22 protein-coding genes are annotated in these 25,072 nt (G+C 67.6%); 17 read left to right on the top strand and 5 right to left on the bottom strand.

Features of this window, described 5'->3' with window-relative positions; all coding sequences use genetic code 11:
• Positions 1-26 precede the first annotated feature (26 nt).
• The 10 genes from GOPIP_RS07715 to GOPIP_RS07670 all read left to right on the top strand — a co-directional run bounded on the left by GOPIP_RS07715 (position 27) and on the right by GOPIP_RS07670 (position 13,712).
• The gene (locus GOPIP_RS07715) at positions 27-1,400 is read left to right on the top strand and encodes an MFS transporter (protein ID WP_006369043.1); all 1,374 of its coding nucleotides are present in this window, start codon (positions 27-29) and stop codon (positions 1,398-1,400) included.
• Between the two features lie 19 nt (positions 1,401-1,419).
• Positions 1,420-2,580, top strand: a complete 1,161-nt coding sequence (gene rhaI, locus GOPIP_RS07710) for an L-rhamnose isomerase (protein ID WP_006369042.1) — start codon at positions 1,420-1,422, stop codon at positions 2,578-2,580.
• Between the two features lie 70 nt (positions 2,581-2,650).
• A complete protein-coding gene (locus tag GOPIP_RS07705; protein ID WP_006369041.1) occupies positions 2,651-4,690 on the top strand; it encodes a bifunctional rhamnulose-1-phosphate aldolase/short-chain dehydrogenase in 2,040 nt (679 codons plus the stop codon).
• A complete protein-coding gene (locus tag GOPIP_RS07700) occupies positions 4,687-6,156 on the top strand; it encodes a rhamnulokinase (RefSeq protein ID WP_006369040.1) in 1,470 nt (489 codons plus the stop codon). Before GOPIP_RS07705 ends, GOPIP_RS07700 begins: the two co-directional genes overlap by 4 nt.
• A gap of 29 nt (positions 6,157-6,185) precedes the next feature.
• On the top strand, positions 6,186-7,187 hold the full coding sequence (locus tag GOPIP_RS07695) for a LacI family DNA-binding transcriptional regulator (RefSeq protein ID WP_035727586.1): 1,002 nt from the start codon (positions 6,186-6,188) through the stop codon (positions 7,185-7,187).
• A 104-nt stretch (positions 7,188-7,291) separates the two neighbouring features.
• Positions 7,292-7,696: a hypothetical protein gene (locus GOPIP_RS07690; protein WP_006369038.1), complete on the top strand. Its 405-nt coding sequence runs from the start codon at positions 7,292-7,294 to the stop codon at positions 7,694-7,696.
• Positions 7,697-7,795: 99 nt separating this feature from the next.
• The gene (locus GOPIP_RS07685) at positions 7,796-9,310 is read left to right on the top strand and encodes a flavin-containing monooxygenase (RefSeq protein WP_006369037.1); all 1,515 of its coding nucleotides are present in this window, start codon (positions 7,796-7,798) and stop codon (positions 9,308-9,310) included.
• Between the two features lie 135 nt (positions 9,311-9,445).
• A complete protein-coding gene (locus tag GOPIP_RS07680) occupies positions 9,446-10,855 on the top strand; it encodes a cytochrome P450 (protein WP_006369036.1) in 1,410 nt (469 codons plus the stop codon).
• Positions 10,856-11,268: 413 nt separating this feature from the next.
• Positions 11,269-12,840, top strand: a complete 1,572-nt coding sequence (locus GOPIP_RS07675; RefSeq protein WP_006369035.1) for a class I adenylate-forming enzyme family protein — start codon at positions 11,269-11,271, stop codon at positions 12,838-12,840.
• A 155-nt stretch (positions 12,841-12,995) separates the two neighbouring features.
• Complete coding sequence (locus GOPIP_RS07670) at positions 12,996-13,712, top strand: PE-PPE domain-containing protein (protein ID WP_006369034.1); 717 nt, start codon at positions 12,996-12,998, stop codon at positions 13,710-13,712.
• 16 nt (positions 13,713-13,728) lie between these two features.
• Here the strand turns inward: GOPIP_RS07670 and GOPIP_RS07665 are convergent, their stop codons facing one another.
• A complete protein-coding gene (locus GOPIP_RS07665; RefSeq protein ID WP_035727468.1) occupies positions 13,729-14,442 on the bottom strand; it encodes an NUDIX hydrolase in 714 nt (237 codons plus the stop codon).
• A gap of 96 nt (positions 14,443-14,538) precedes the next feature.
• Between GOPIP_RS07665 and GOPIP_RS07660 the strand changes: the two genes are divergently transcribed.
• Positions 14,539-15,807, top strand: coding sequence for a vWA domain-containing protein (locus tag GOPIP_RS07660; protein WP_006369032.1), 1,269 nt, complete (start codon positions 14,539-14,541; stop codon positions 15,805-15,807).
• 335 nt (positions 15,808-16,142) lie between these two features.
• The gene (locus tag GOPIP_RS07655) at positions 16,143-17,129 is read left to right on the top strand and encodes an ADP-ribosylglycohydrolase family protein (RefSeq protein ID WP_006369031.1); all 987 of its coding nucleotides are present in this window, start codon (positions 16,143-16,145) and stop codon (positions 17,127-17,129) included.
• A gap of 16 nt (positions 17,130-17,145) precedes the next feature.
• On the opposite strand, the gene GOPIP_RS07650 is transcribed toward GOPIP_RS07655, so the two are convergent.
• Positions 17,146-18,042: a LysR family transcriptional regulator gene (locus tag GOPIP_RS07650; protein ID WP_006369030.1), complete on the bottom strand. Its 897-nt coding sequence runs from the start codon at positions 18,040-18,042 to the stop codon at positions 17,146-17,148.
• Positions 18,043-18,186: 144 nt separating this feature from the next.
• Here GOPIP_RS07650 and GOPIP_RS07645 point away from each other — a divergent pair, with 144 nt between their 5' ends.
• The 4 genes from GOPIP_RS07645 to GOPIP_RS07630 all read left to right on the top strand — a co-directional run bounded on the left by GOPIP_RS07645 (position 18,187) and on the right by GOPIP_RS07630 (position 22,086).
• Positions 18,187-19,380 carry a cytochrome P450 gene (locus tag GOPIP_RS07645; protein WP_006369029.1) on the top strand — a complete coding sequence of 398 codons (1,194 nt, stop codon included), beginning with the start codon at positions 18,187-18,189 and terminating at the stop codon, positions 19,378-19,380.
• A 36-nt stretch (positions 19,381-19,416) separates the two neighbouring features.
• Complete coding sequence (locus tag GOPIP_RS07640) at positions 19,417-19,734, top strand: 2Fe-2S iron-sulfur cluster-binding protein (RefSeq protein WP_014358334.1); 318 nt, start codon at positions 19,417-19,419, stop codon at positions 19,732-19,734.
• A 2-nt stretch (positions 19,735-19,736) separates the two neighbouring features.
• Complete coding sequence (locus GOPIP_RS07635; RefSeq protein ID WP_006369026.1) at positions 19,737-21,002, top strand: NAD(P)/FAD-dependent oxidoreductase; 1,266 nt, start codon at positions 19,737-19,739, stop codon at positions 21,000-21,002.
• Between the two features lie 103 nt (positions 21,003-21,105).
• Entirely contained in the window at positions 21,106-22,086 is a 981-nt protein-coding gene (locus tag GOPIP_RS07630; protein WP_006369024.1) for an AraC-like ligand-binding domain-containing protein, read from the top strand.
• 30 nt (positions 22,087-22,116) lie between these two features.
• On the opposite strand, the gene GOPIP_RS07625 is transcribed toward GOPIP_RS07630, so the two are convergent.
• Positions 22,117-22,419 carry an EthD family reductase gene (locus GOPIP_RS07625; protein ID WP_006369022.1) on the bottom strand — a complete coding sequence of 101 codons (303 nt, stop codon included), beginning with the start codon at positions 22,417-22,419 and terminating at the stop codon, positions 22,117-22,119.
• A complete protein-coding gene (locus tag GOPIP_RS07620) occupies positions 22,419-23,687 on the bottom strand; it encodes a styrene monooxygenase/indole monooxygenase family protein (protein WP_006369021.1) in 1,269 nt (422 codons plus the stop codon). Before GOPIP_RS07620 ends, GOPIP_RS07625 begins: the two co-directional genes overlap by 1 nt.
• 301 nt (positions 23,688-23,988) lie before the next feature.
• On the opposite strand from GOPIP_RS07620, the gene GOPIP_RS07615 reads away from it, so the two are divergent.
• Positions 23,989-24,474 carry a flavin reductase family protein gene (locus GOPIP_RS07615; protein WP_006369020.1) on the top strand — a complete coding sequence of 162 codons (486 nt, stop codon included), beginning with the start codon at positions 23,989-23,991 and terminating at the stop codon, positions 24,472-24,474.
• Between the two features lie 159 nt (positions 24,475-24,633).
• On the opposite strand, the gene GOPIP_RS07610 is transcribed toward GOPIP_RS07615, so the two are convergent.
• Positions 24,634-24,984 carry a DUF2200 domain-containing protein gene (locus GOPIP_RS07610; RefSeq protein WP_006369019.1) on the bottom strand — a complete coding sequence of 117 codons (351 nt, stop codon included), beginning with the start codon at positions 24,982-24,984 and terminating at the stop codon, positions 24,634-24,636.
• Between the last annotated feature and the right edge of the window lie 88 nt (positions 24,985-25,072).

The raw sequence follows: 25,072 nt of genomic DNA, 5'->3' as shown, positions 1-25,072 counted from the left end.
TGAACACCGACACCCCGAGGATCATCATGAAAGTAGGAGCCCGCTCCACGACCGGCTGGCGTGCCACCATCTCGGTGGCCATGTCCAACTACATCGAGGCCGGATCGATCATCGCGATCGCAACCAGCCTCACCTTCTGGCAGGACGCCTTCGGCATCAGCAACTTCGCCGTCGGTCTGCTGGCCGCGTTGAGCGCCAACGCCTTCGGCGCGGCGATCGGCGCCGCTCTGGGTGGTCCGCTGTGTGATCGCTTCGGCCGCAAGGCCATCTACACCTACGATCTACTGGTCTACATGGTCGGCGTGCTGATCGCTGCATGCGCGGTGAACTTCGGGATGCTCTTGGCCGCATTCATCATCACCGGCATCGCCGTCGGCGCAGGCGTCCCCGCCTCCTGGACCTACATCGCCGAGCAGGCGCCGACGACCGAACGCGCCAAGCACGTGGGAACCGCGCAGTTGGCCTGGTCGATCGGCCCGCTGATCGGCTTCGCACTGGCCGCCGCCCTCGCACCATTGGGTCTGCTCGGGTCCCGGCTGATCTTCCTGCATCTGTTCGTCGTCGCCGCCGTGGTCTGGTGGATCCGGCAGGGCCTGCACGAGTCGACCATCTGGAAGGAAGAGGGCCGGGACGAAACCCGGCAACTCGCCTCGAGCGTCGGCGCGCGCGGACTACGCGGCCTGTTCTCCCGCAAGGTCAACATCACCGCCCTGCTGTTCCTCGGCGGCATCTATCTGTTCTGGAACACCGTCGCAGGCCAGGCGGGCATCTTCATGCCGCGGGTGTACGACACCGCCGGACTGCACAGCGCCGTCCAACAGAATCTGCTGCAGGTCCTCGTGTGGGGCTGCACCGTCGCGGCGACGTACTTCGGGTTCATGCGCTTCGCCGACAAGATGTCGCAACGGTTGCTGTACATCATCGGTGCCGTCCTGGGCATCATCGCCTGGATCGTGCTGGTGGCCTTCACCTCCAGCGGCATCCCCACCATGTTGACGTTCGCGATCCTGTGGGGAATCTCCAGCGGCATCGGCGCCCAGGCGTTCTACAGCCTCTGGGCCAGCGAACTGTTCGCCACCCCGTATCGCGCCAGCGCGCAGGGCATCATGTTCTTCGTCGTCCGCACCTTCACCGGCCTGCTGAGCTACTTCTTCCCGACCCTGCTCGCCGCCACCGGACTCCCCGTCGTCGGCAGCCTGCTGGTGGGTCTGCTGACCGTCGCTCTGATCATCGGCGCGGTGTTCGCGCCGCACACACGGGGTAAGACGTTGCAGCAGATCGAGGTCGAACGTTACGGCGCACCGGTCGAGCGCGCCGACGCCGCTCCCCTGACCACCACCGATTCCGCCGCCACCGCCACCGGGCTGCCGGCGGCCGCCGAGTCGCGCACCGTCGCCTGAGCTCTCGAAGGACCCCGTGATGACCTCCCCCGACCTGACCCTCCTCGACAATCTCGCCATCGAACTGCCCTCGTGGGCATTCGGCAACTCCGGCACCCGCTTCAAGGTGTTCAGCACGCCGGGCACCCCTCGCACCATCGAGGAGAAGATCGCCGACGCCGCCACCGTCCATCGGCTGACCGGCCTGGCTCCCTCTGTGGCCCTGCACATCCCGTGGGACACCGTCGACGACTACGCCGCCCTGCGCAGCTACGCCACCGATCTCGGCGTCACCCTGGGCACCGTCAACTCCAACACCTTCCAGGACGACGACTACAAGTTCGGTTCGCTGACCCACGTCGACAAGACGGTGCGCCAGAAGGCGATCGACCACCACCTGGCCTGCATCGAGATCATGGGTGAGACCGGCTCGTCCGATCTCAAGATCTGGCTCGCCGACGGCACCAACTACCCGGGCCAGGGTGACATCCGCGGACGCCAGGACCGGCTCGCCGAGTCCCTGGCCGCGATCTATCAACACATCGGTGAGGGTCAGCGACTTGTGTTGGAGTACAAGTTCTTCGAGCCCGCGATGTACATGACCGACGTCCCCGACTGGGGTACCTCGTATGCGCAGGTGACCGCGCTCGGCGAGCGTGCCGCCGTCTGCCTCGACACCGGACATCACGCCCCCGGCACCAACATCGAGTTCATCGTCGCGCAACTGCTGCGACTCGGACGTCTCGGTTCGTTCGACTTCAACTCACGCTTCTACGCCGACGACGACCTCATCGTCGGCGCCGCCGACCCCTTCCAGTTGTTCCGCATCATGGTCGAGGTGATCCGAGGCGGCGGCCTCGACGCCGACTCCACCGTCGCGCTCATGCTCGATCAGTGCCACAACGTCGAGGAGAAGATCCCCGGCCAGATCCGCTCGGTCCTCAACGTCGAGGAGATGACCGCGCGTGCCCTGTCCATCGACACCGAGGCGTTGACGGCTGCACAGGACGCGGGTGATGTGTTGGGCGCCAACGCCGTCTTCATGGATGCGTTCTACACCGACGTACGCCCGATGCTCGCGCAACGCCGCACGGAAAGGGGCCTGCCGGCCGACCCGATGCGCGCATTCGCGCAGTCCGGATACGCCGAGCAGATCGCGGCCGATCGCGTCGGCGGCACCCCGTCGTCGTGGGGCGCGTGAGCACGGATCCCCCCAGCGCCGTCGCCCCTGAACCCCTTTCTCCCAAAACATCTCGCCAAGGAGTCTTTTCGTGACCACCAACCCGACCGTCGCCGCGCTGATCGCTCGTTCCCATCGCCTCGGCGCCGACCCGAAGAACACCAACTACGCCGGCGGCAACACCTCGGCCAAGGGCACCGACGTCGACCCCGTCACCGGGGAGGACGTCGATCTGTTGTGGGTCAAGGGTTCCGGCGGCGATCTCGGCACCCTGACCGAAAGCGGGCTGGCCGTGTTGCGGCTCGATCGCGTGCGGGCACTGGTCGATGTCTATCCGGGCGTCGAGCGCGAGGACGAGATGGTCGCCGCGTTCGACTACTGCCTGCACGGCAAGGGTGGGGCCGCGCCGTCCATCGACACCGCGATGCACGGACTCGTCGACGCCGCCCACGTCGATCACCTGCACCCCGATTCCGGGATCGCGATCGCCACCGCCGCCGACGGGGAGGCGTTGACCCAGAAGATCTTCGGTGACCGGGTGGTGTGGGTGCCGTGGCGGCGTCCGGGGTTCCAGCTCGGACTCGACATCGCGGCCATCAAGGCCGCCAATCCCCAGGCCATCGGCTGCATCCTCGGCGGTCACGGCATCACCGCCTGGGGTGACACCTCCGAGGAAGCCCAAGCGCGCTCCCTCGAGATCATCGCGGCCGCTGAGGAATTCATCGACAGCAACGGCAAGGATCAACCGTTCGGCGCGCCGGTGGACGGCTTCGGCGCACTGCCCGAGGAGCAGCGTCGCGCGAAAGCGGCCGCACTGGCACCGTTCATCCGGGGCCTGGCCTCCACCGATCGCCCGCAGGTCGGCCACTTCACCGACACCGCACCGGTCCTCGAATTCCTCACCGGCAGTGAACTTTCCCGCCTCGCCGGCCTGGGTACCAGCTGCCCGGACCACTTCCTGCGCACCAAGGTCAAGCCGATGGTGCTCGACCTGCCGGCCGACGCCTCGATCGAGGACTGCAAGGAGCGTCTCGCCGAACTGCACCACGCCTACCGCGCCGACTACGCCGCCTACTACGAGCGGCACGCGACCGCCGAGTCCCCGGCGATGCGCGGCGCCGACCCGGCCATCGTTCTCGTACCCGGCGTCGGAATGTTCAGCTACGGCAAGGACAAACAGACCGCACGCGTCGCCGGCGAGTTCTACCTCAACGCCATCAACGTCATGCGCGGCGCCGAGGCCGTCTCGAGCTACTCCCCGATCAACGAGGCCGAGAAATTCCGGATCGAATACTGGGCTCTGGAAGAGGCCAAGCTGGCCCGCATGCCCGCACCCAAACCGTTGGCCACCCGGATCGCACTGGTCACCGGGGCGGCCTCGGGAATCGGCAAGGCCATCGCCACCCGGCTCGCCGCCGAGGGCGCGTGCGTGGTGATCGCCGACCTCGACGCCGAGAAGGCCCAGGCCGCGGCCGCGGAGATCGGCACCTCCGATGTCGCCATCGGCATCGCCGCCGACGTCACCGACGAGGCCGCCGTGCAGGCGGCCGTCGATGCCACCGTCCTGGCGTTCGGGGGCATCGACCTCGTCGTCAACAATGCCGGGCTGTCGCTGTCGAAATCGTTGCTCGAGACCACCGCCGCCGACTGGGATCTGCAGCACAACGTGATGGCACGCGGATCGTTCCTGGTGTCCAAGGCAGCGGCGCGGGCGCTGATCGAGCAGAAACTCGGCGGCGACATCCTCTACATCTCGTCGAAGAACTCGGTGTTCGCCGGACCCAACAACATCGCCTACTCGGCGACGAAAGCCGATCAGGCGCACCAGGTGCGGTTGCTGGCCGCCGAGCTCGGTGAGCACGGCGTCAAGGTCAACGGCATCAACCCCGACGGTGTGGTCCGCGGATCGGGGATCTTCGCCGGTGGCTGGGGTGCGCAACGTGCTGCGGTCTACGGTGTCGAGGAGAAGGATCTCGGCGCGTTCTACGCCCAGCGCACCCTGCTCAAGCGAGAGGTGTTGCCGGAGAACATCGCCAACGCCGCATTCGCGCTGTGCACCTCCGATTTCAGTCACACCACCGGCCTGCACGTCCCCGTCGATGCCGGCGTGGCCGCGGCATTCCTGCGATGAGAGCCGCCTCCGGCCAGGTCGCGGCCATCGACCTCGGCGCCACCAGTGGTCGCGTCATGGTCGCCGACATCGCGCCCGGCCGAATCGAACTCGAGCAGGCGGCACGGTTCGCCAACACCCCCGTCCACCTGTTCGACGGCTCCCGCACGGCACTGCACTGGGATCTTCCCGGACTGTTCGGCGCCGCCTGCGCCGGACTGGCAGAGGCGGGCAGGCACAGCGACCGGCTCGTCGGGATCGGTGTCGACTCCTGGGCCGTCGACTACGGCCTCATGCGCAACGGTCGTCTGCTCGGTGTGCCCCACCACTATCGCGACCCACGCAGCGCGAGCGGTGTCGAGGCGGTCCACGAGATCATCGAGCCCGCAGAGCTGTACCGGCGTAACGGCTTACAGTTCCTGCCGTTCACCACCGTCTATCAGCTCGCCGCCGATCACGCGGCCGGACTGCTCGACATCGCCGATTCGGCGTTGCTGATCCCCGACCTCATCGGATACTGGCTCACCGGCGAGCGGGCCACCGAACGCACCAACGCCTCGACCACCGGACTACTCGGTGTCGACGGCTCCTGGGATCGCTCGTTGACCCGGCAACTCTCGCTGCCGGACAACCTCTTTCCCGATCTGACCGAGCCCGGTAGATCTCTGGGCGGAGTGCTGCCGGAGATCGCCACACCGTTGGGCCTCCCGTCATCGGTGTCGGTGACCACCGTTGCCTCCCACGACACCGCCTCGGCGATCGCGGCCATCCCGATGGACCCAGATTCCTCGGCATACATCTCTTGTGGCACCTGGGGTTTGGTGGGTGTGGAGACCACCGCGCCGGTGCTCTCCGAGGCGGCGCGCGAGGCCAACTTCACCAACGAGGTCGGCGTCGAGAACACCACGCGGTTCCTGCGCAATGTGATGGGTCTGTGGCTGCTCAGCGAGACGGTGCGCCGGTTTCGACGTGACGGCATGCGCGCCGATCTCGACGAGTTGCTCGCCGGGGCGGCGTCGGTGTCGGAGCCGGTCGAGGTCTTCGACACCGACGACCCGATGTTCCTCGCGCCCGGGAACATGCCCGAACGCATCGGCCGGTGGTACCGCGACCGCGGACTGCGTGCGCCGCGCGGACCGGCGGAGCTGGTGCGCGCCATCGTCGACAGTCTCGCCGCCGCATTCGCCGAGACCGTCCGGGTGGCCGCCGAGTTGTCGGGCACCGGTGTGGACCGCATCCACCTCGTCGGCGGTGGTGCCCAGAACCGGTTGTTGTGCCAGCTGACCGCCGACCGCAGTGGTCTGCCCGTCCTCGCCGGTCCGGTGGAGGCCACCGCACTCGGCAACGTGCTGCTGACCGCACGCGCCCATGGTCTCCTCGACGGCGAGCTACACGCCCTGCGCGAGTTCGTCGCCCGCAACGTCTCCGTCCAACGGTTCCTGCCGCGGGTGGGCACAGCACCGTCCTTCGATCTGGCCGGGGCGTGATCTGGTGAGATGGATGGGTGAGCGTGAGCATGCGGGAGGTGGCGGCGTCGGCGGGCGTGTCGGTCGGCACCGTGTCGAACGTGCTCAACGCACCGGAAAAGGTGGCTCCCGCGACGGTGGAGCGGGTCCGCCGAGCCATCGACGACCTCGGATTCGTCCGTAACGACGCCGCCCGCCAGCTTCGTGCCGGCCGCTCGCGCAGCGTCGGTCTGGTCGTCCTCGACGTCGGCAACCCGTTCTTCACCGACGTCGCCCGCTCGGCCGAACGAGCGGCGGGCGAGCACGGACTCACCGTCTTGTTGGGCACCTCCGACGACGACCCCGCCCGCGAACGCGCCTACATCGATGCCTTCGACGAGCAGCGCGTGTTCGGGGTACTCGTCTCGCCGATCGGCGACGACCTCGCGCGACTGACCGCGCTGCACCGGCGCGGCGTACCGGTGGTGCTCGTCGACCGGGACGGCACCGGCACCCCGTTCGATTCGGTCGCCGTCGATGACGTCGCCGGTGGCCGCCTCGCGGTGGAACACCTTCTCGCGCTCGGGCGCCGTCGGATCGCGTTCGTCGGCGGACCGGCTGGCCTGCGTCAGGTCTCCGACCGCCGCCGCGGTGCGGAAATGGCGGTGGCCCAGATCGATTCGGCAGAGCTGGAAGTGATCGACACGCCGACGCTCAGCGTCCTGGCCGGTCGTGCCGCGGGAGAAGCGCTGCACCGCAGGCCTCCTCACGAGAGGCCCGACGCCATCTTCTGCGCCAACGACCTCCTCGCGATCGGTGTCCTACAGGCTCTGACCATGCTGGCCGATGTTCGCATCCCCGACGACATAGCCCTGATCGGTTACGACGACATCGACTTCGCGGCGTCGGCGGTGGTTCCGTTGTCCTCGGTACGGCAGCCGACCGCACGGATCGGTGCGACCGCCATCGAACTGTTGGTGAGAGCCGCCGAGACCTCGCGGGATCACCGGGCCACACACACCGTGTTCCAGCCGGAACTCGTCACCCGCGCGAGCACCGTCGGCAACGAATAGGACTCGACCCCGACACGATCGGTTCCGCGCCGGCACCGTCGTGGGATCATGGAGACAGGTCGGGCAATCCACGACCGGGCCCCACCCCCGGGTGAGGAGTTCTCATGTCCCGCACACGAATTCGCACCGCGGCCACCATCGCCGCAGTCACCGCCGCAGCTGTGTCCGGCCTGATCGGAGCGGGCGCCGCGCACGCCGCACCCGCCATGCCCGGCGGCTACTATGCGGGGACGGTGACCAGCTTCCCACCGGGCAACACCGTCTGGTACGGCAAGTCCTTCACCGGATCGTCGGTCATCAACAACACCGCGATCGGCTGGGCGTTCCCCGGCCGGGTGTATCCGGGACGCTCGGTGCTCGACAACGCCGAGGTCGTCGTCATCGACTACAGCGGCACGCCGGTCGGATTCGTCCGCGACGAGCTGACCCCCGACGGCCGTGGCGGATACTGGGGCCGCTCGATCAACGGCCGCACCACCCTGCTGACCTTCCACCTCTCACGCGGCTGAACCCGCGGGCCCGACTTCTCGTCGACTTCGGCCGATTCGCTGCGCTCGCGCCCGTGCTCGTCACACGATGGGAGCACGAGCATCACGAGGAGGTCACCGGTGACAACTACCGACGAGCCCACCACCAGCGGCGACGAGCCGATCACCGTCGACACCGACGTCGTCATCATCGGAGCGGGATTGTCGGGGATCGACATCGCCTATCGCCTACGCGAACGCAATCCCGACGTGCGCTACGTCATCCTGGAGCGCCGCCCACGGATCGGCGGCACCTGGGATCTGTTCCGGTATCCGGGTGTGCGCTCCGACAGCGACATCTTCTCGCTGAGCTATCCGTTCGAGCCGTGGCGGCGACCGGAAGCACTCGCCGACGGCGAGCACATCCGCGAGTACCTGGTCCACACCGCGCACGCTCACGGCATCGATACCCACATGCGGTTCGATCGCCGGGTCGAGGGCGCCGACTGGGATTCGAGCACCGACACCTGGACGGTCTCCGTCGAGCAGGGCGAGTCCCACCCGGCCGAGCGCTACCGCTGTCGCTTCGTCGCGCTGGCCACCGGGTACTACGACTACGACCACCCCTACACACCGCCGTTTCCCGGCCTCGACGACTTCACCGGACCGGTCGTCCACCCGCAGCTCTGGCCGGAGGATCTCGACTACGCCGGCAAGCGCATCGTCGTCATCGGCAGCGGGGCGACCGCGGTCAGCCTCATCCCGGCGCTGGCCCGTACCGCCGCACACGTGACGATGCTGCAACGCTCGCCGTCCTACATCTACTCCTCGCCGCAGAAGCAGATCTTCGCGCCGCTGGTGCGGAAAGTATTGCCGCGCAACGCGGCCCATCGTGTCATCCGGTCCCGATACGCGCTGCAGACCGCCGCGCTGGTGCACGCCACCCATCGCTTTCCCACGCTGGGGCGCAAACTCATCCGCTCCGGCGTCGTCAAGAACCTGCCCGCGGACTATCCCGTCGACGTCCACTTCAACCCCACCTACGATCCGTGGGATCAGCGGATGTGCATGGTTCCCGACGCCGACCTGTTCCAGGCGATCGCGTCGGGGTCGGTGGAGATGGTCACCGACCACATCGAGCGCCTCGACGCCACCGGCGTCACCCTGACCTCCGGGCGTCATCTCGACGCCGACATCGTCGTCACCGCCACCGGCCTGCAATTACAGGCCTTCGGCGGGATCACCCTGCGCATCGACGGCGCCGAGGTGAAGCCGCACGACCGGTTCCTGTTCAAGAGTCGCTTCCTCGAGGACGTGCCGAATCTCGCGTGGTCGCTGGGTTATACGAATGCGTCGTGGACGCTGCGCGCCGACATGACCGCCCAGTCGATCGCCGAGCTCGTCGCCTACATGCGCGAGCACGGCTACACCCACGCCTATCCGCATCTGGGCGAGCGGTCGATGCCGTCGAAGTCGATCTGGGATCTACAGGCGGGTTACGTGCTGCGCTCGCCGGAGGCCTACCCCAAGTCGGGGACGCGTGGAGCGTGGGAGGTTCGACACAACTATTACCGTGACCTGCTCGATCACCGGCTCGACAAGGTCGACGACGGGCTGGTGTTCGGTCGCGCGCCGGTGGCCGCCGACCACGGGTGACGCCACGGCACCCATTCCCGATGGGGGTGACGAGGGCCACATCCGACTTGTACACTGAACCTCATTGACACAAAGGCTACGATTTGTGTCTAGTAGACCCGGCGTACTCGCGCCGACGACGTGGGAGGTCAGACGATGCCAACGGTGGCGAAGCGATTCCAGAAGGCGCTGGCAACGGCCACGTCCGTGTACCCACGACCCACCAAGGTGCTGGCCGAGCCGCCGGCCGGCTCCGGCCTGAAGCCGGTGTTGGGCGACGCGGGTCTGCCGTTCTTCGGCAACACCTTCGAGGCACTCGCCGATCCCCTCGGCAGCGCGATGGAGCGGTTCGAGAAGTACGGGCCGGTGTCGTGGTCGGGGTCGCTCAACATGGACATGGTCACCCTCGTCGGCCCCGAGGCGATCGAGTGTGCGTGGATGAACCGCGAGAAGGCGTTCTCCAGCGAGCAGGGCTGGGAGCCGCTCATCGGGCCGTTCTTCCGGCGCGGGGTCATGCTGCTGGACTTCGGCGAGCACATGCACCACCGCCGGATCATGCAGCAGGCGTTCGCCAAACCACGACTGACCCGCTACCTCGATCTCATGACCCCCCACATCGAGAAGACCCTCGCGAATTGGGATGTGGGACGCGGGTTCCCGATGTACACCCAGACCAAGGAACTGTTGCTGTCGCTGGCGTCGGAGGTGTTCGTCGGCTCAACACTGGCCGCCGAGGAGAATCACCGCCTCGAGCAGGCCTTCGAGGCGGCGGTCCGCGGCGGCCAGGCGATCATCCGGGCCGACGTCGGTAACTTCACCTGGGCGCGCGGTCTGCGCGGGCGCGAGTTGCTGCAGGAGTATTTCCGCTCCGAGATCCCGGCCCGCCGCGCAGGAAACGGCGACGACCTGTTCTCGGTGCTGTGCCACAGCGAGGACGACGAGGGCAACACCTTCTCCGACGAGGACGTCGTGAACCACATGATCTTCGTGATGATGGCCGCCCACGACACCTCGACCATCGCCCTGTCGATGATGACGCACTACCTGGGCCGCAATCCGGAATGGCAGCAACGCCTTCGGGACGAATCGCTGGCCCTGGGCAAGGACACCCTCGACTACGACGACCAGGACGCCCTGCCCAGCATGGACCTCGCGTTCAAGGAGACCCTGCGCATCAACGCCCCGGTCGGCATGTTGTTCCGAAAAGCCATCGCCGACACCGACATCCTCGGCCACTACGTGCCGGAGGGCACCATCATCGCGATCCACCCGTGGGCGACGATGCTGCGCGAGGAATGGTGGCCCGAGCCGACCAAGTGGGACCCCGGGCGCTTCTCCCCGGAGCGCCGCGAGGACAAGGTGCACCGCTTCGCCTGGGCCCCCTTCGGCGGCGGCGCACACAAGTGCATCGGCCTGTATTTCGGTGGGATGGAAGTGAAGTCGATCCTGCACCAGATGCTGCTGCGCTTCGAGTGGACCGTTCCCGCCGACTACCGCCTCGATCTCGAATACGGCACCGGCCCCACCCCCGCCGACGGCCTGCCCATCGACATCCGCAGGCGGTAGCCCCGGCGCGCGCCGATCCGCACCTCGACCCGATCCCACCGCTGGTCGAGGTGCGAGCCGCGTGCCGATCCCACCGCAAGCCGCGCGCCGCCCACCGCTGGTCGAGGTGCGAGCCGCGTGCCGTTCCCACCGCGAGCCGCACGCCGCCCCCCGCTGGTCGAGGTGCGAGCCGCGTGCCGTTCCCACCGCGAGCCGCACGCCGCCCCCGCTGGTCGAGGTGCGAGCCGCGTGCGGCGAGCCTCGAGACCGCCTGCCACGGTGCTGGTTTCAGACCACAACGCACCGAACGCCCACCGGCACGACTCGGTCTAGAGACCAGGCGATAACCCGAACCCGGCGACTCCGCCCCCGACGTCCGGCATCATCGGCGTAGGCGCGTTCACCGACGCGCCGTCGCCGACCACGGAGTCTCCATGACCGACCCGATCAGTACCGCACCGACGATCCCGACGCTCATGGACGACGCCGTCGCCCGCACGCCCGACGCCCCGTTCCTCGTCACGCCCGAGGGCACGTGGTCATACGCGCAGGTCCGCGACACCGCCGACCAGTTGGCCCGCGCACTGCACACCATCGGCGTCGGTCCGGGCGATCGGGTGGCGCTCGCGGCACCGAATTGCGCGGAGTGGATCATCACGCTGATCGGCGCCACCCGGGTCGGCGCGACCGTGGTGGCGCTCAACGTCCTCTACCGCGAGGCCGAACTCGACTACATGCTCAACGAGTCCGGGGCGACGGTGCTCATCTGCGCGGCCGAACACCACGGCTTCGATTTCGTCTCCTTTCTCGACGATTTCCGCAAACGCCTGCCCGGGGTGAATCACTACGTCTTCCTGCACGGTGCCGGGTTCTCGACCAGCCGCACCTGGCAGCACCTCATCGATTCCGCACCCGACGTCGACACCGAATGGGAGCCGGTCGGAATCCTCACGCCCGCGGTGCTGCTCTACACCTCGGGTACCACCGGAGCACCCAAGGGCGCCATGCTCACCCACGCGAGCCTGCTCGCATCGGCGCGTGCGCAGGCCGCTCACCTCGGACAACGTCCCGACGACGCGGTGATCGCGCACATGCCGTTCAATCACGTCGGCGGGCTGACGTGCACCGTCCTCGCGGCAATGACGGTCGGCGCACGACTCATCCTGGTGCCCGGCTTCCATCCGCAGCAGTCGCTGGCCGCGATCGTCGCGCACGGCGCCACCATGTGCGTGGGTGTGCCGACGATGTTCGCGTTGATGATGGCCGAGCCGACGTTCGCCGACGCCGACCTCTCGCGGGTCCGGACCTGTGTGATCGGCGGGTCGAATGTCGATCCCGCCTTGGGGCGACGCGTCATCGACGCCTTTCCCGGCGCGCGCCTGGCCAATCTGTACGGTCTGTCGGAAACCTCGGGTGGCTGCATCATCTCCGCCGAGGGCGACGATCTCGACACACTCGTCGAGACCCTCGGCGTTCCCATCGGCGACTTCCGGGCGCGTGTCGTCGACGCCGACGACAACGAGGTCGACGCCGGGGTCGACGGGGAACTCCAGATCGCCGGTGATTGTGTGGCGGCAGGGTACTGGCAGCGTCCGGATGCCACGACCGACGCCTTCGGCACCGACGGCTGGCTGCGCACCGGCGACATGGCGACCGCGCGCCCCGACGGGCACATCGTGCTGCGGGGGCGCCGCAAGGAGATGTATGTGCGCGGCGGCTACAACGTGTATCCCGCGGAGGTCGAGAACGTGCTGACGTCGCATCCGCATGTGGTGCTGGCCGCGGTCATCGGGGTGCCCGACGAGACCTACGGCGAGGTGGGCGTGGCCTTCGTGGTGCTCGACGACGCCGTCGACGTGACCGAACTGCGGGCGCTGTGCGCCGAGCAACTCGCGCGCTACAAGCAGCCCGGGGAGATCGTCGTCGTCGATTCCCTGCCGCTCACGCCGTCGGGCAAGATCAAGAAAGCCGACATCAAGAAGAGTCATTTGTCGTCAGCCGGGTGACATTCACCGCTCGTCGTCAACAATGTCGGGACGATGTAATCTTTTGCGCATTTCTTGACACCAGATCGCGACATTTCCTGCGGTGACAGGAATGCCTTTCACCGCGTAGTGTCCTGTGGGTCCACAATTACACGGGGGTTACGAATGGATCTTCAGTGCAACATCTGCGTGCCCGAATTGTCCTGTTCGCCTCCACCGTCGCCGTCCTCGCCGGACTGATCACCACGGCTCCCGCTCATGCGGCCCCTGCCAAGTCCCCGGCCGACGCCCAGGCCACGACCGTATTGACCTGTCAGCCATTGGATCTCAATCTCGGCAACCTGTTCGACCTGATGAACACCACGTTGAGCGGGTTCGCGCCGTCGCACGGCACGCCGGTGACCGTGCCCTCGAATGCCGATTTGACGATGGCCGGATTGAATGCCGGGCGCGACGCATTGAACACCGCAATCATGAATACTCCCGGCAAGAAGATCGTTTTCGGCTACTCGCGCGGCGCGCAGATCGCCTCGGAATGGCTCCGGTACTACGCGAACAAACCGGGCGCCCCCGCCGCCGATGAGCTTTCCTTCGTGCTGATCGGGAATCCGCAACGACGTCTCGGTGGGGCGCCCGGGAAAACGCTCGACGGCGTGCAGTTGCTGCCCACACCGGACACCACCCAGTACTCCGTCACCGACCTCAGCCGCCGCTGGGACGGCTGGGCCAACACCGACAACTGGCCCGACGGCGCCAGCTTCAGCGCCTCGAATTACCTGAACACCATCGGCCGGTGGATCGTCCACTCCAACTACACCCAACAGTCCGTCACCGATCCCGCCAACATGACCCGCGCCGTCGTCGGCCACACCACCTATGTGGTGACGCCCTGACGGCGCGGTGACGGACTCACGAGTCCGCGTCCTTGCTCGGGAGCTTCCATCCGAATGTCGCCGTCGGCGGGGCGTTTCGCGCGTACAGGCGGGCCGGCCGACCCCCGGCCACCTTCGTCACCGGCTCGCCCGCACCGTCGACCTGCGGCGCGAGTAGCGGCTGCACCCGCCGGTTGAACGAGTCCCGCATCAGCCGTCGTCCGAGGATCGCCTCGTGCAGTTCCCGCAGTTCGGTGAGGGTGTAGGGCGTCGGCAGCAGGTTGTCGGGATCGGGGCGATCCTCATAGCGTTCGCGAAGGCTGTCGGTGGCGGCTGCGATGATCTGGTCATGGTCGTAGAGCAGTGGCTCGGCTGACTCCAACGCACCGGTGGGAGTGACCGGAACCAACTCACCGACCACGCTCGTCAGCTGCGCGGCAGGCAGCGCGACGGCATGTGCGATCGAGATCGTCCACCCGCGGGGATCGCGATCAGGATCGTCGAACACCCGCAGCAGATGCGGGTGGACGCGGTCGGGCGAGAGCCCCAACTTGAGTTCGAGCACCTCCCGCACGGTGTCGGCGACGCTGCGCCGCTCGCGGATGAATCGTCCGGGCAGCATCGCGGTACCGGCGTCATCGCGCTGGATCACCACGCACAGATGCGCGTCGACGACGCTGAGTACGGCGATGTCGACGGCGACGCTGGGTCGCGGATAGTCGGTCAGACGACTGCTTTTCCCGGCGGCCACGAACGACAGACTATGCGAATGTCTGCGCAAAGTAGTAATCTCATAATCGCGCAAAGTCGCCTCGGTCCGATGCCGGGGCGGAGAGAGGAAGACACCATGCAGTTCTCCGCCGCGCTCGACGTCGACGTCGTGGCCCTCGAGGCCGCCGACGAGGTGACCGTCATGCTCGATCTTCAGGCCCCCGCCGCTGCTCCGGCAGACTCCGCGCGGCCACCGACCGCGTTGCAGATCGTCCTCGATCGCAGCGGCTCGATGAGCGGCCCGCCGTTGGCCGGCACCCAGCAGGCACTGGCCGGCGTTGTCGCCCAACTCGATCCGAAGGATGTCTTCGGCGTCGTCGCGTTCGACGACGCCGCGATGGTGGTGGTCCCGGCAGCACCGCTGACCGACAAGCTGCGCGCGATCGATGCCATCGGTGCGGTGACCCCGGGCGGATGCACCGACCTGTCGTCGGGGTATCTGCGGGGTCTGCAGGAGTTGCGCCGCGCCACCGCGAGTGCAGGCGTCCGCGGCGGCACGGTGCTGGTGATCAGTGACGGCCACATCAACACCGGCATCCGCGACCACGACGAATTCACCGGCATCGCCGCCAAGGCCGCGGCCGACGGCATCACCACCTCCACCCTCGGTTACGGCCGCGGCTACGACGAGTCACTGCTGGAGGCGATCACCCGAGCAGGCAACGGCAACCACGGTTTCGCCGACAACCCGGATGCCGCCGGCGCAGCGATCGGCGCCGAAGTCGACGGACTGCTCGCGAAGTCCGCGCAGGCGGTCACACTGACGGTGCGCTACGTCGAGCAGGTCGGCGAGCTCGCGCTGTACAACGATCTTCCGGCCCATCAGATCGGCAACGGCGAGGTGATGATCGAACTCGGCGACCTCTACGCCGACGAACAGCGGAAACTGTTACTACGCATGAAGGTCGACGGTCTCGCCGCGCTTGGCCTCACCCGGCTCGCGACCTTGGAGCTGCGCTATGTGGAGACCGCCACCCTGACCGAACACACGGTGGCACTACCGATCTCGGTGAACGTGGTGCCCGGCGACGAACTCGGGGACCGTGTTCCCGATCCCGTCGTCCAGTCGGAGAAGCTGTACCAGGAGGGCCAGCAGGCCAAGCTCGAGGCCTCTCGCGCCTACGAGGCGGGCGATCTCGCCGCCGGCTCGGCCCACCTCGCGCGCTCCCGCTCGAGTTACGAGAGCGCGATGATGGCAGCCCCACCGGCCGCGGCCGTCGCCATGGCCGCAGAGATCGACTTCGTCGATCAGTTGGAGAGCGACGCAACGGTTCTCGGTGCCGGCTACGCCTCCAAACGCTCCCGCGACTCCTTCCACGAGGGCAACCGCAAGCGCGGGCGGTAAACCGCCGACGTCACCCTCCTCCCGATAGCCGCGACACCTTCATTCGGTGGTCGAGGCCTTCGCTCACCCGATCTACCAACCCGGTGGTCGAGGTGCGAAGGCGCGCTAGCGCCGGAGCCTTCTTTCCGATAGTCGAGGTGCGAAGGCGCGCTAGCGCCGGAACCTTCTTTCCGATAGTCGAGGTGCGAAGGCGCGCTAGCGCCGGAACCTTCTTTCCGGTGGTCGAGGTGCGAAGGCGCGCTAGCGCCCGAGCCTCGAGACCCCTTGCACCGCAGCTGTTTCCCTCCCCAAGCACACCTCTACCACCCCACTCACCCCGAAGCGGAGACCCACCCATGCCCCACCCCGACCGCGCTTACGGCGCCCTGCTCGGGACCGCCGTCGGCGATGCCCTCGGCGTTCCCTACGAGTTCTCCCGACGCCTCTCCCCCGACGAGAAACCGGAGATGACCGGCGGCGGTCTGGGCGGATACGAACCCGGCGAGTGGAGCGACGACACCACCATGGCCGTCGCGATCGCGCTGGCCGTCGCCGACGGCCACGACCTCACCTCTGAGACCGGACTCGACGCCGTCGCACGCGGATTCCTGCGCTGGTACCGGGATTTCAACGGCCGCCCACCGGATATCGGCAATCAGACCCGAGCGGTACTCGCCGCCACGGACCGCCGACTCCACACCGACCCCGACGCGAACGTCGGCGCGATCATGCGGGAGGAGTCGCTGGTCTTCGCCGCCGACCACCCCCGCTCGGCGGGCAACGGCGCGTTGATGCGCACCGCACCGGTGGTGCTCGCGCACCCCGACGACCGTGACACCCTCGCCCGGGCTGCCCGTGCGGTCGCGAATCTCACCCACTCCGACGCCCTCGCCGGGGACTCGTGCGTCCTGTGGTGCGAGGCGATCCGTGTCGCCATCACCGAGGAGCGCCTCGACGTCGGCGCCGGTCTCGACCTGATCCCTGCGACCCGCCACGACCAGTGGTCGTCGTGGATCGACGAGGCCACCACCGCGTCCCCGGACCGGTTCTCGCCCAACGGTTTCACCGTGTCCGCACTTCAAGCCGCCACCGCCGCCATCATGCAGACCACCGCCGACGATCCGACGACACACCTCACCGAGGCGCTGTACGCGGCAATCCGAATCGGCGACGACACCGACACCGTCGCCGCCATCGCCGGCGGACTCCTCGGCGCCCGGTGGGGTGCGAGCGCCATTCCCGAACACTACCGACGTGCCGTGCACGGATGGCCGTTCGTCGACTCCCGCCCCACCGACGCCGACGATCTCTTGCGTCTGTCGACCGAAACCGTCACGAGGTAAACCTCCGCCGCACAGCCTATCCCGGACCCTCCACCCGTCCAGGTGCCCAGTCCAGAAAAGCCTGCAAGGGTCGTGAGACCGCGCGACCACGGGGCCAGGCGATCACCACGGCGACCGGCTCGGGTGCGGGATCCAGTTCTCGGACCACCAGTTTCCGTCCTTCGTGGCTGGTGTCGGAGGCGGGCCGGTTCACCAGCACGCTGTAGCCGAGCCCACGGCCGACGAGGGATCGGGCGAGTTCGTAGTTGCCGGTGACGTATTCGACGCGCGGGCTCACCCCGGCGGCGGCCATCAACGCCGACGTGTTCTGCCAGGCGGGCGCCACGTCGAACTGGATGAACGGGTCGTCGGCCAACTCGCGCAACGACACCCGCTCGGCACCGGCGAGGCGATGATCCGCCGGCAGCAGGACGTGGGCGCGAACCTGATAGAGCGCACGGGTGTGCGGTAGCCCGGTGATGTCCCGGTCGTAGAGAATCGCCGCGTCGACGCGTCCGTCGTCGAGCGCGGTGAGCAACTCATCGCCCGACCCCTCGGTGAAGTCCACCTCGACCCGCGGGTGCGCTCGCCCGAAGCCGTCGAGGATCGCCGGCAGCAACGACGCCGACAACGTCGAGTAGATGCCGAGCATGAAGTGCCCGCGGACCTGACCGTCGGAGACCGGCGCCAGATCACGAGCGGCCGCCAGCAGCGCCCGGGCCTGCGGCAGGAGTGCCCGGCCCGCGGTGGTCAAGGTGACCCCATGTGCACGCCGACGAATCAGCAACGCCTCACCGAGGTGTTTCTCCAGCTCGGTGACCGCGGTATTCACTGCCGACGGCGACGAATGCAACGCACCCGCGGCGTGCGCGATGGTGGCGTGGTCGGCGACAGCGACGAAACACTCCAGTTGACGCAGGGTGAAGTCCGGCATTCATCGATCCTCTCGTGTTTTCAGCACGAAATTCACCGCTTTACGCGAGTTTGTTCGCCTGGTGCACTCAGAGGTGACCGCGACCACAGCCCTGACCGCATCCAGCCCAAGTCACCCCCTCCCCATCTCACCGAGGAGTCCCCGATGACCACCACCTCACCCGCACACCCGGCGGTCACCGCCGACTGGGTCACCCTCGACGATCTGCACCGCGACCCTTTCCCGATCTACGCACGACTCCGCCGCGAGACCCCGGTTGCCTACGTGCCCGCGGCCGGCCGGTTCTTCGTGACCCGTTACCACGACGTGCACACCGTCGACCACGATCCCGACACCTTCACCGCCGACGAGACGAACTCATTGATGAAGCGGGCGATGGGGCATTCGATGCTGCGCAAGGACGACCCCGCGCATGCCGTCCAGCGCGCCTCCTACGGCGGAGTACTCAAACCCCGTGCGATCACACAGGTCTGGAGTGCTCGCTTCGCCGAGAACTTCGAGCGCTTCTTCGCCGAGTTCACCGCCAAGGGCCCCGGCGCCGACCTCGTCGCCGACTTCGCCGCCCCCTATGCCGCCGAAAATCTGCGCGCCGTCCTGGGTTTCGAGAACGCCACCCACGCGGACATGCTGCGGTGGAGTCAGACCATGATCAACGGCACCGGCAACTACGCCGACGACCCGCAGGTGTGGGAGGCCGCGCGCCGCGCTTATGACGAGGTCGATCAGGCGCTCGACGAGATGCTCACCCGGGTGCGCACCACCCCCGATGACTCGCTGATTTCCCACATCGCGGCCTTCGGAGATGACGAGGTCACCCTCGCCGATACCCGTGCGAATCTCAAGATGTCGATCGGCGGCGGTATCAACGAACCCCGCGATGCCTTGGCCACCACGGTGTGGGCACTTCTCGAACGTCCGGGTCAGCTTGCCGCGGTCCGCGAAAAGGGCTGTTGGAAAGATGCTTTCGAGGAGAGCGTCCGGTGGGTGGCGCCGATCGGGATGTATCCCCGGCAGACCACGCGTGCCGTCGAACTCGGCGGCACGCTGTTGCCGGCCGGCGCGAAGCTCGGTGTGGTCGCGCTGAGCGCCAACCGTGACGAGGAGGTCTTCGAGCGCGCCGAGGACTACGACGTGTTCCGCCCCAAGGTCCCACACCTCGGCTTCGGTGGCGGTGCGCACTTCTGTGCGGGCGCATGGGTGGCCCGTTCCCAGGTCGCCGACATCGCTCTCCCCGCCCTCTTCGATCGCCTGCCCGGGCTGCGCCTCGACCCCGAGCAACCAGCCCGCATCGAGGGGTGGGTGTTCCGCGGCATGACCGCCCTGCCGGTGCGCTGGTAGCCGAAAACCACTCCCGCACAAGAAAGAAGGATCATGATGCCACAGATCACGTATCGCCACCCCGACGGCACCGTCGACCACGTGGAGGTCGACACCGGCATCTCCGTGATGCGCGCGGCCCTGGAGAACGGTGTCGCCGGCATCGTCGGCGAATGCGGCGGCCAGGCGATGTGTGCGACCTGCCACGTCTACGTCGACGACGCCGCGGCGTTGCCGCCGATCGGCGACGACGAGGAGGAGATGCTCGACTGCACCGCCACCGACCGCACCGACGCCTCGCGGCTCGGCTGCCAACTCCGCAGCGGTGAGCACTTCTCCGCTCTGGCCGTCCGCGTCCCCGAAGCGCAGGTGTGACGATGGATTCGGTGGTGATCGTCGGCGCCGGGCATGCCGGCGTTGAGGCCGCGGACGCGTTGCGCCGCAATGGTTACGACGGCGAGGTGACGCTGGTGGACCGTTCCGGCCATCTCCCCTATCAGCGTCCACCACTGTCCAAGGATTACGTCACCTCGGCCGCAAGCCCGTCGCCACTGCCGTTGCGGCCCTCGACGTTCTACGACGACAACGGCATCAACCTGCGGCTTGGTGTCGGCGTCGACGGGATCGATCGCGATCGGCACGCGGTGAGACTCGCCGACAACGCCGTAGTCCTCTTCGACCATCTCATCCTCGCCACCGGCGCCCAACCACGCCGATTGAGCTGCCCCGGAGCCGATCTCGACGGCGTTCACCATCTACACACCGTTGACGACGCCGCCCGCGTCCACGCCGCCCTCACCGAGGCGAGCAGGGTGGTCGTCGTCGGCGCCGGCTTCATCGGCCTGGAGTTCGCCTCGGCGGTCGCCGATCGCGAAGTTCCGGTGACCGTCCTCGACGTCGCCGACCGTCCGATGGCCCGCGTGCTCAGCGCCTCGAGCTCACACCTGTTCGCCGACCTCCACGAAAGTCGTGGTGTGCAATTGTGTTTCGGTACTGGAGTGCAGCGCATCGACGGTTCCGGCGGCCATGTGACAGCGGTCGTGGACGACTCGGGCACCCGCCATCCCGCCGATCTCGTGGTCGTCGGCATCGGCGCCGTCCCCGACACCCGACTAGCCTGCGATTCCGGGCTCACCGTCGACAACGGTGTCGTCGTCGACGAGTACCTGCGCACCGATGACCCACACATCTTCGCCGTCGGCGATGCGGCGTCGTTCCCCGGTCACCACACCGCCGGACGGGTGCGGCTCGAAGCCGTCCAGAACGCCACCGATCAGGCGCGCTGCGTCGCCGCGTCGATCTGCGGTGCGCCACTGCCCTATTCCGCGGTGCCATGGTTCTGGACGGTGCAATGCGGACGAAAGTTGCAGATCGCCGGCCTGCCCGCGACCGCCGAGGAGATGGTGCGACTCGGCGACCCGGTCGCGGACAAGGGCAGCATCCTCGGCTTCGTCGACAACTCCCTGGCGTGGGTCGAGAGCGTCGGCGCACCGGCCGATCACCTCGCCGCCCGCACGCTACTCGCCCACCGACCGGCCCCGCTCACACCGGAGCGGGCCCGCGAACCAGGCTTCTCCCTCAAGGCTCACGCCAAGGCCGTGCGCGCTCAGCTCGACGTATCGGAGTCATTGGTTACGTTGTGACAGAACAGTTCTCCGCACCACTCACACCCAACAAGTTGTCCGATAACGCTGTTGGGAAAGCACTTCGCCGACTACGCTGGAGGAGTTGATCGAAGGAGTCTCAGTGACGAGCGCACCACCCGCCGGCCGCACCGCAGGCACCGCCCAGCCGCCGGTTGCATTCGCCACCGAGTCGGCGCTGGCGTGGCAGCGGGTGGTGTCGCGGTCGTTCGTGCCGTTGATGGTCGACGACCTCTCCGACGGTCATTTCGCGGGCACCATTCGGGGCCGCGTCATCGACGACGTCTTCTTCTCGCGGCTCGCCGTCACCCCGCACGAGGTCCATCGCACGCCCGCCCTCATCGAGGCGTCGGAACGGTTGTTCTACAAGATCACGCTGATGATCGACGGTGCCGGCGAGCTGGTGCAGGACGGGCGCACGGCGTTGATGTCGCCGGGCAGCATCAGCGTCTACGACACCGCGCGCCCCTATGACCTGCGGTTTGCCGGTGACATCGACGCCGTGGTCATCATGTTCCCCAGGGATCTGATCGACCCGAGCCCCGATCACGTCCGCGCGATCACCGCGATCTCGTTGGGCCGGGAGGAGTCATTGACGCGACTGGTGGCGCCGCTACTGACCGAGATCTCGACGGATTTCGCCTCGGTCGAGGGTCCGGCCGCGGCGCGGGTGGTGCGCACGACGATCGACCTGATCTCGGCGTTGCTGAGCACCGCGGCACTCGCACGAGCCGTCGAGAGCGGCTCGCCCGGGCACCTGCCCCTGATGCTGCGGATTCGCGAGTACATCGGCGAGAACCTGCGCAACAGTGACCTCAATCCAGACGCGATCGCGCGGGCGGTGTACATCTCGACCCGTCATCTGCACGAGGTGTTCCACGAGCAGGGCACGACGGTCTCGGCGTGGATTCGTGAGCAGCGTATCGAGGCCATTCGCCGCGACCTGGCCGATCCGATGCATGCCCATCGCGCGATCGCCGACGTCGCCGCCTCATGGGGCTACCCCGACGCCTCCCACTTCTCGCGCACGTTCCGCAAGCAGGTCGGCATGTCGCCCAGCGCATTTCGCCGGGCCGCGCAGTGAGCGCGACCCGGCGACAGGCGTGGCGATCAGTCAGTGCGGCGCAATCGGGTAGTCGATCACCACCGCACCGCCACTGGCATAGTTCGGCACATCGGCTTGTACCGCTTGACCTTCCGGTGACGACATCGCCGCTCCGAGCGCCGCGGCATCGCCGAAATCGCCTTCGAACACCGCGAAGTACGGGCTTTGCGGATCGGCGTTGATCGAGAGGCTGTGCCGCCAGTCGAGCAGCCCCGGCAGCGTTGCGGCGAGCGGGAGATGGGTGTTCTCGTAGTACTCGCGGAAGTGGTCGGGATCGTCCGGAGTCGGGTACAGCACAACGAGTTTGTGCATCAGGCGACCTTCCCGCTCGCCGTTGCCGCCCCCAGTGAGGCGTGCCGGGCGATCGCAGCGTCGACGCGCTCGGGGGTCGCCACCATGTCGCCGTTGCGGTGGGGGTGGCTGAAGTTCTCGGTGAATTCGTCACAGAGCGTGCGCATCTGGGACATCGCGCCCAATAGCTTCTGCAGATGCGGTGGCGTCGGGGTGGCGATCATGGTGTTGACCCAGGCGCTGAGTCCGTCGACGCGTTCGCGTCGGCGCAGGGCAACCTTCTTGGCGAACCGTTCGTCGACGATCTCGTCCTCGATGATCGCGTCGGCGACGACCTGCGCTTCGAAGGATGCCGAGTTCGCGCCCTGGCCGGTGACCGGGTCGACGGTCGAGTGCGCGTCGCCGAGCGCGAGAACGACCGTGCCGTCGTCGAGAAGCCGGTAGTCGTCGCGGATCACCGGCCGCACCGCGCCCTGCAGGATGTCGCCGGGCCGCATGAGCCTGAAGCGGGACTGATCGATGCGCTCGTAGACCGTCGGGTGATGCACCTTGAGCTTGTCGAGCAGCAGTTGCCGGTAGGCGTCGGGATCGTCGGATTCCTTCTGCGTCATCAGGATCTCGAGGTCTCCGCCGGGCACGTTCTCGCAGAGCAGCGCGCTGGCCCAGCCGTCGAAGGTGGTGATCGGCAGGTCGAGGAGTTCGCCGTGGCCGGGCGAGATGCTCATGGTCACCGCGCGCGGGTCGGTCTGCTCGACGCCGTCCCAGAATCCGACCGCGAGGTGACGCTGCGGCTTCGCGTACGGCGAGACGTCGGGTCGTTCGCCGAAGTACTCGCCGAACGACCGCTTGCCGGCGGCCACCACGACCAGATCATGCTCCCGGCCCAGCGCCGCGAAGTCCGACGGCTCGATGTTGCGGATCTCGATGGTGCCGCCGCGATTCTCGTATTCGGCCATCAACCTGGGCAGATAGATGCGGTAGTCGAGGACTCGGGAGGGTCGCAGGAAGTCGCCGCGGAAGACCGGCGGGCCGTCGGGCACGTTGAGGTGGTGGTAGTGGACCTGGTAGCCGTACTCCTCGGCGGGCCAGAAGTTGACGCCCATCGCCGCCTCGCGGGCGATGGTCGGCGCGTGGTGCGAAACGCTGTTCTGCGGTCGGCCCGCGGCCACCTGCTCGGCGGTCTGGTTGGTGTAGATACGCGTGGTCACCCCGGCCTGTTGCAGGAGCAGGGCGAGGTGTAATCCGGCGGTACCTGCGCCGATGATTCCGATGTCGGGCGTGTCTGGCATGTGACTCTCCTTGGTGACGCGTGCGCCGTGGGGCGCTCGACGACGATGTCGGTGGAGCCATGGTGCGCCGCCGGCGGGCGCTGTGACACCCACCTCAGGGCGTCTCGCTCTGTGACACACAACTCCCGCGCGCATCGTCAAGTCGGCTTCGGCGATGCCCCCAGCGCTCTGGACCCGGGGTGCACGAGACTGTGCATTCCGCGCGCGACGCGCTCAACAGCACGTTTGCCCATTGCCGCGGTGTCCGAGGCGGCCCTAACGTCTGCGGTCATCGCCCACCGGACCTTGTAGGAGACTCGCGATGACCCTCACCGACGCACCGCCCACCCCTCATCTGCGCGGCGGATTCGGCCGCTTCGCCACCGGCGTCGCCGTGGTGACCTTTGACGGCACCGACGCCGACGGAACCACCAAACGCCATGGGCTGACCGTCAATTCGTTCACCTCGGTGTCCATGGACCCGCCGTTGGTGTTGATCTCCATCCAGCGCAACGTGCGCGCACACGCCCTGTTGACCGGAAACCCGTTCACCGTCAACGTCCTCGGCGCCGAACAACGCGACCTCGCCATGCACTTCGCCGGCCGGCCCAACCAGGAACCCCGCTGGATCGAGGGCGACCACGCACCCCGCCTGGCCGACACCGCCTCCTGGTTCACCTGCACCCCGTGGGCCGAATACGACGGCGGCGACCACACCCTATTCGTCGGCCGCGTCGAGGACTTCGGCTACCGCACCGGCGACTGCCTGGGCTTCCTCGACGGCGGGTTCGTCACCGTCCGGCCGTGATGCCCTTGGGCGGCCGAGGTTCTCCTCCCGACGGCCTCCGACACCCACTCCCCGCTCCCCCTCCCCATGGCCTCCGGCGCCCCGCTCCTCCTCCCGATGGTCGAGGTGCGAGGCGCCCCAGGCGCCGAGCCTCGAGACCCCGCACGACGACAACGCACTTCACTCCCGCAGGATCGACGTCATCTTCTTCCCGCGCGCCACCTCGTCGACGAGCTTGTCCATGTACCGGATCTTCTGCATCAGCGGGTCCTCGATCTCCTCGACCCGGTACCCGCAGATCTTGCCGGTGATCAACGACGTATTCGGATTCATCTGCGGCGCCTCGGCGAAGAAGGCCTCCAGATCCACCTCGGCGTCAACGGCTTTCTGCAGCCCGTCGGCGTCGTAACCCGTGAGCCAGCAGATGACCTGATCGACCTCGGCCTGCGTGTGCCCTTTCCGCTCGACCTTCTGCACGTAGAGCGGATAGATGCTGGCGAACGGCATCCGGAGGAGTCTGTCGGCAGGCATGCTGTGGTCCTTCGCGGGTGGGCGGTTTGTCTGATCCGAACCTAGCGCGTCACCCGGTGGGAGGACAGCCCCGCACGGATGAGGGAAC

It is taken from the genome of Gordonia polyisoprenivorans NBRC 16320 = JCM 10675 (assembly GCF_000241325.1).
Taxonomy (GTDB): Bacteria; Actinomycetota; Actinomycetes; order Mycobacteriales; family Mycobacteriaceae; genus Gordonia; species Gordonia polyisoprenivorans.
The sequence above is the reverse complement of the archived record's forward strand: the minus strand, read 5'-3'. Positions and strand labels throughout refer to the sequence as shown.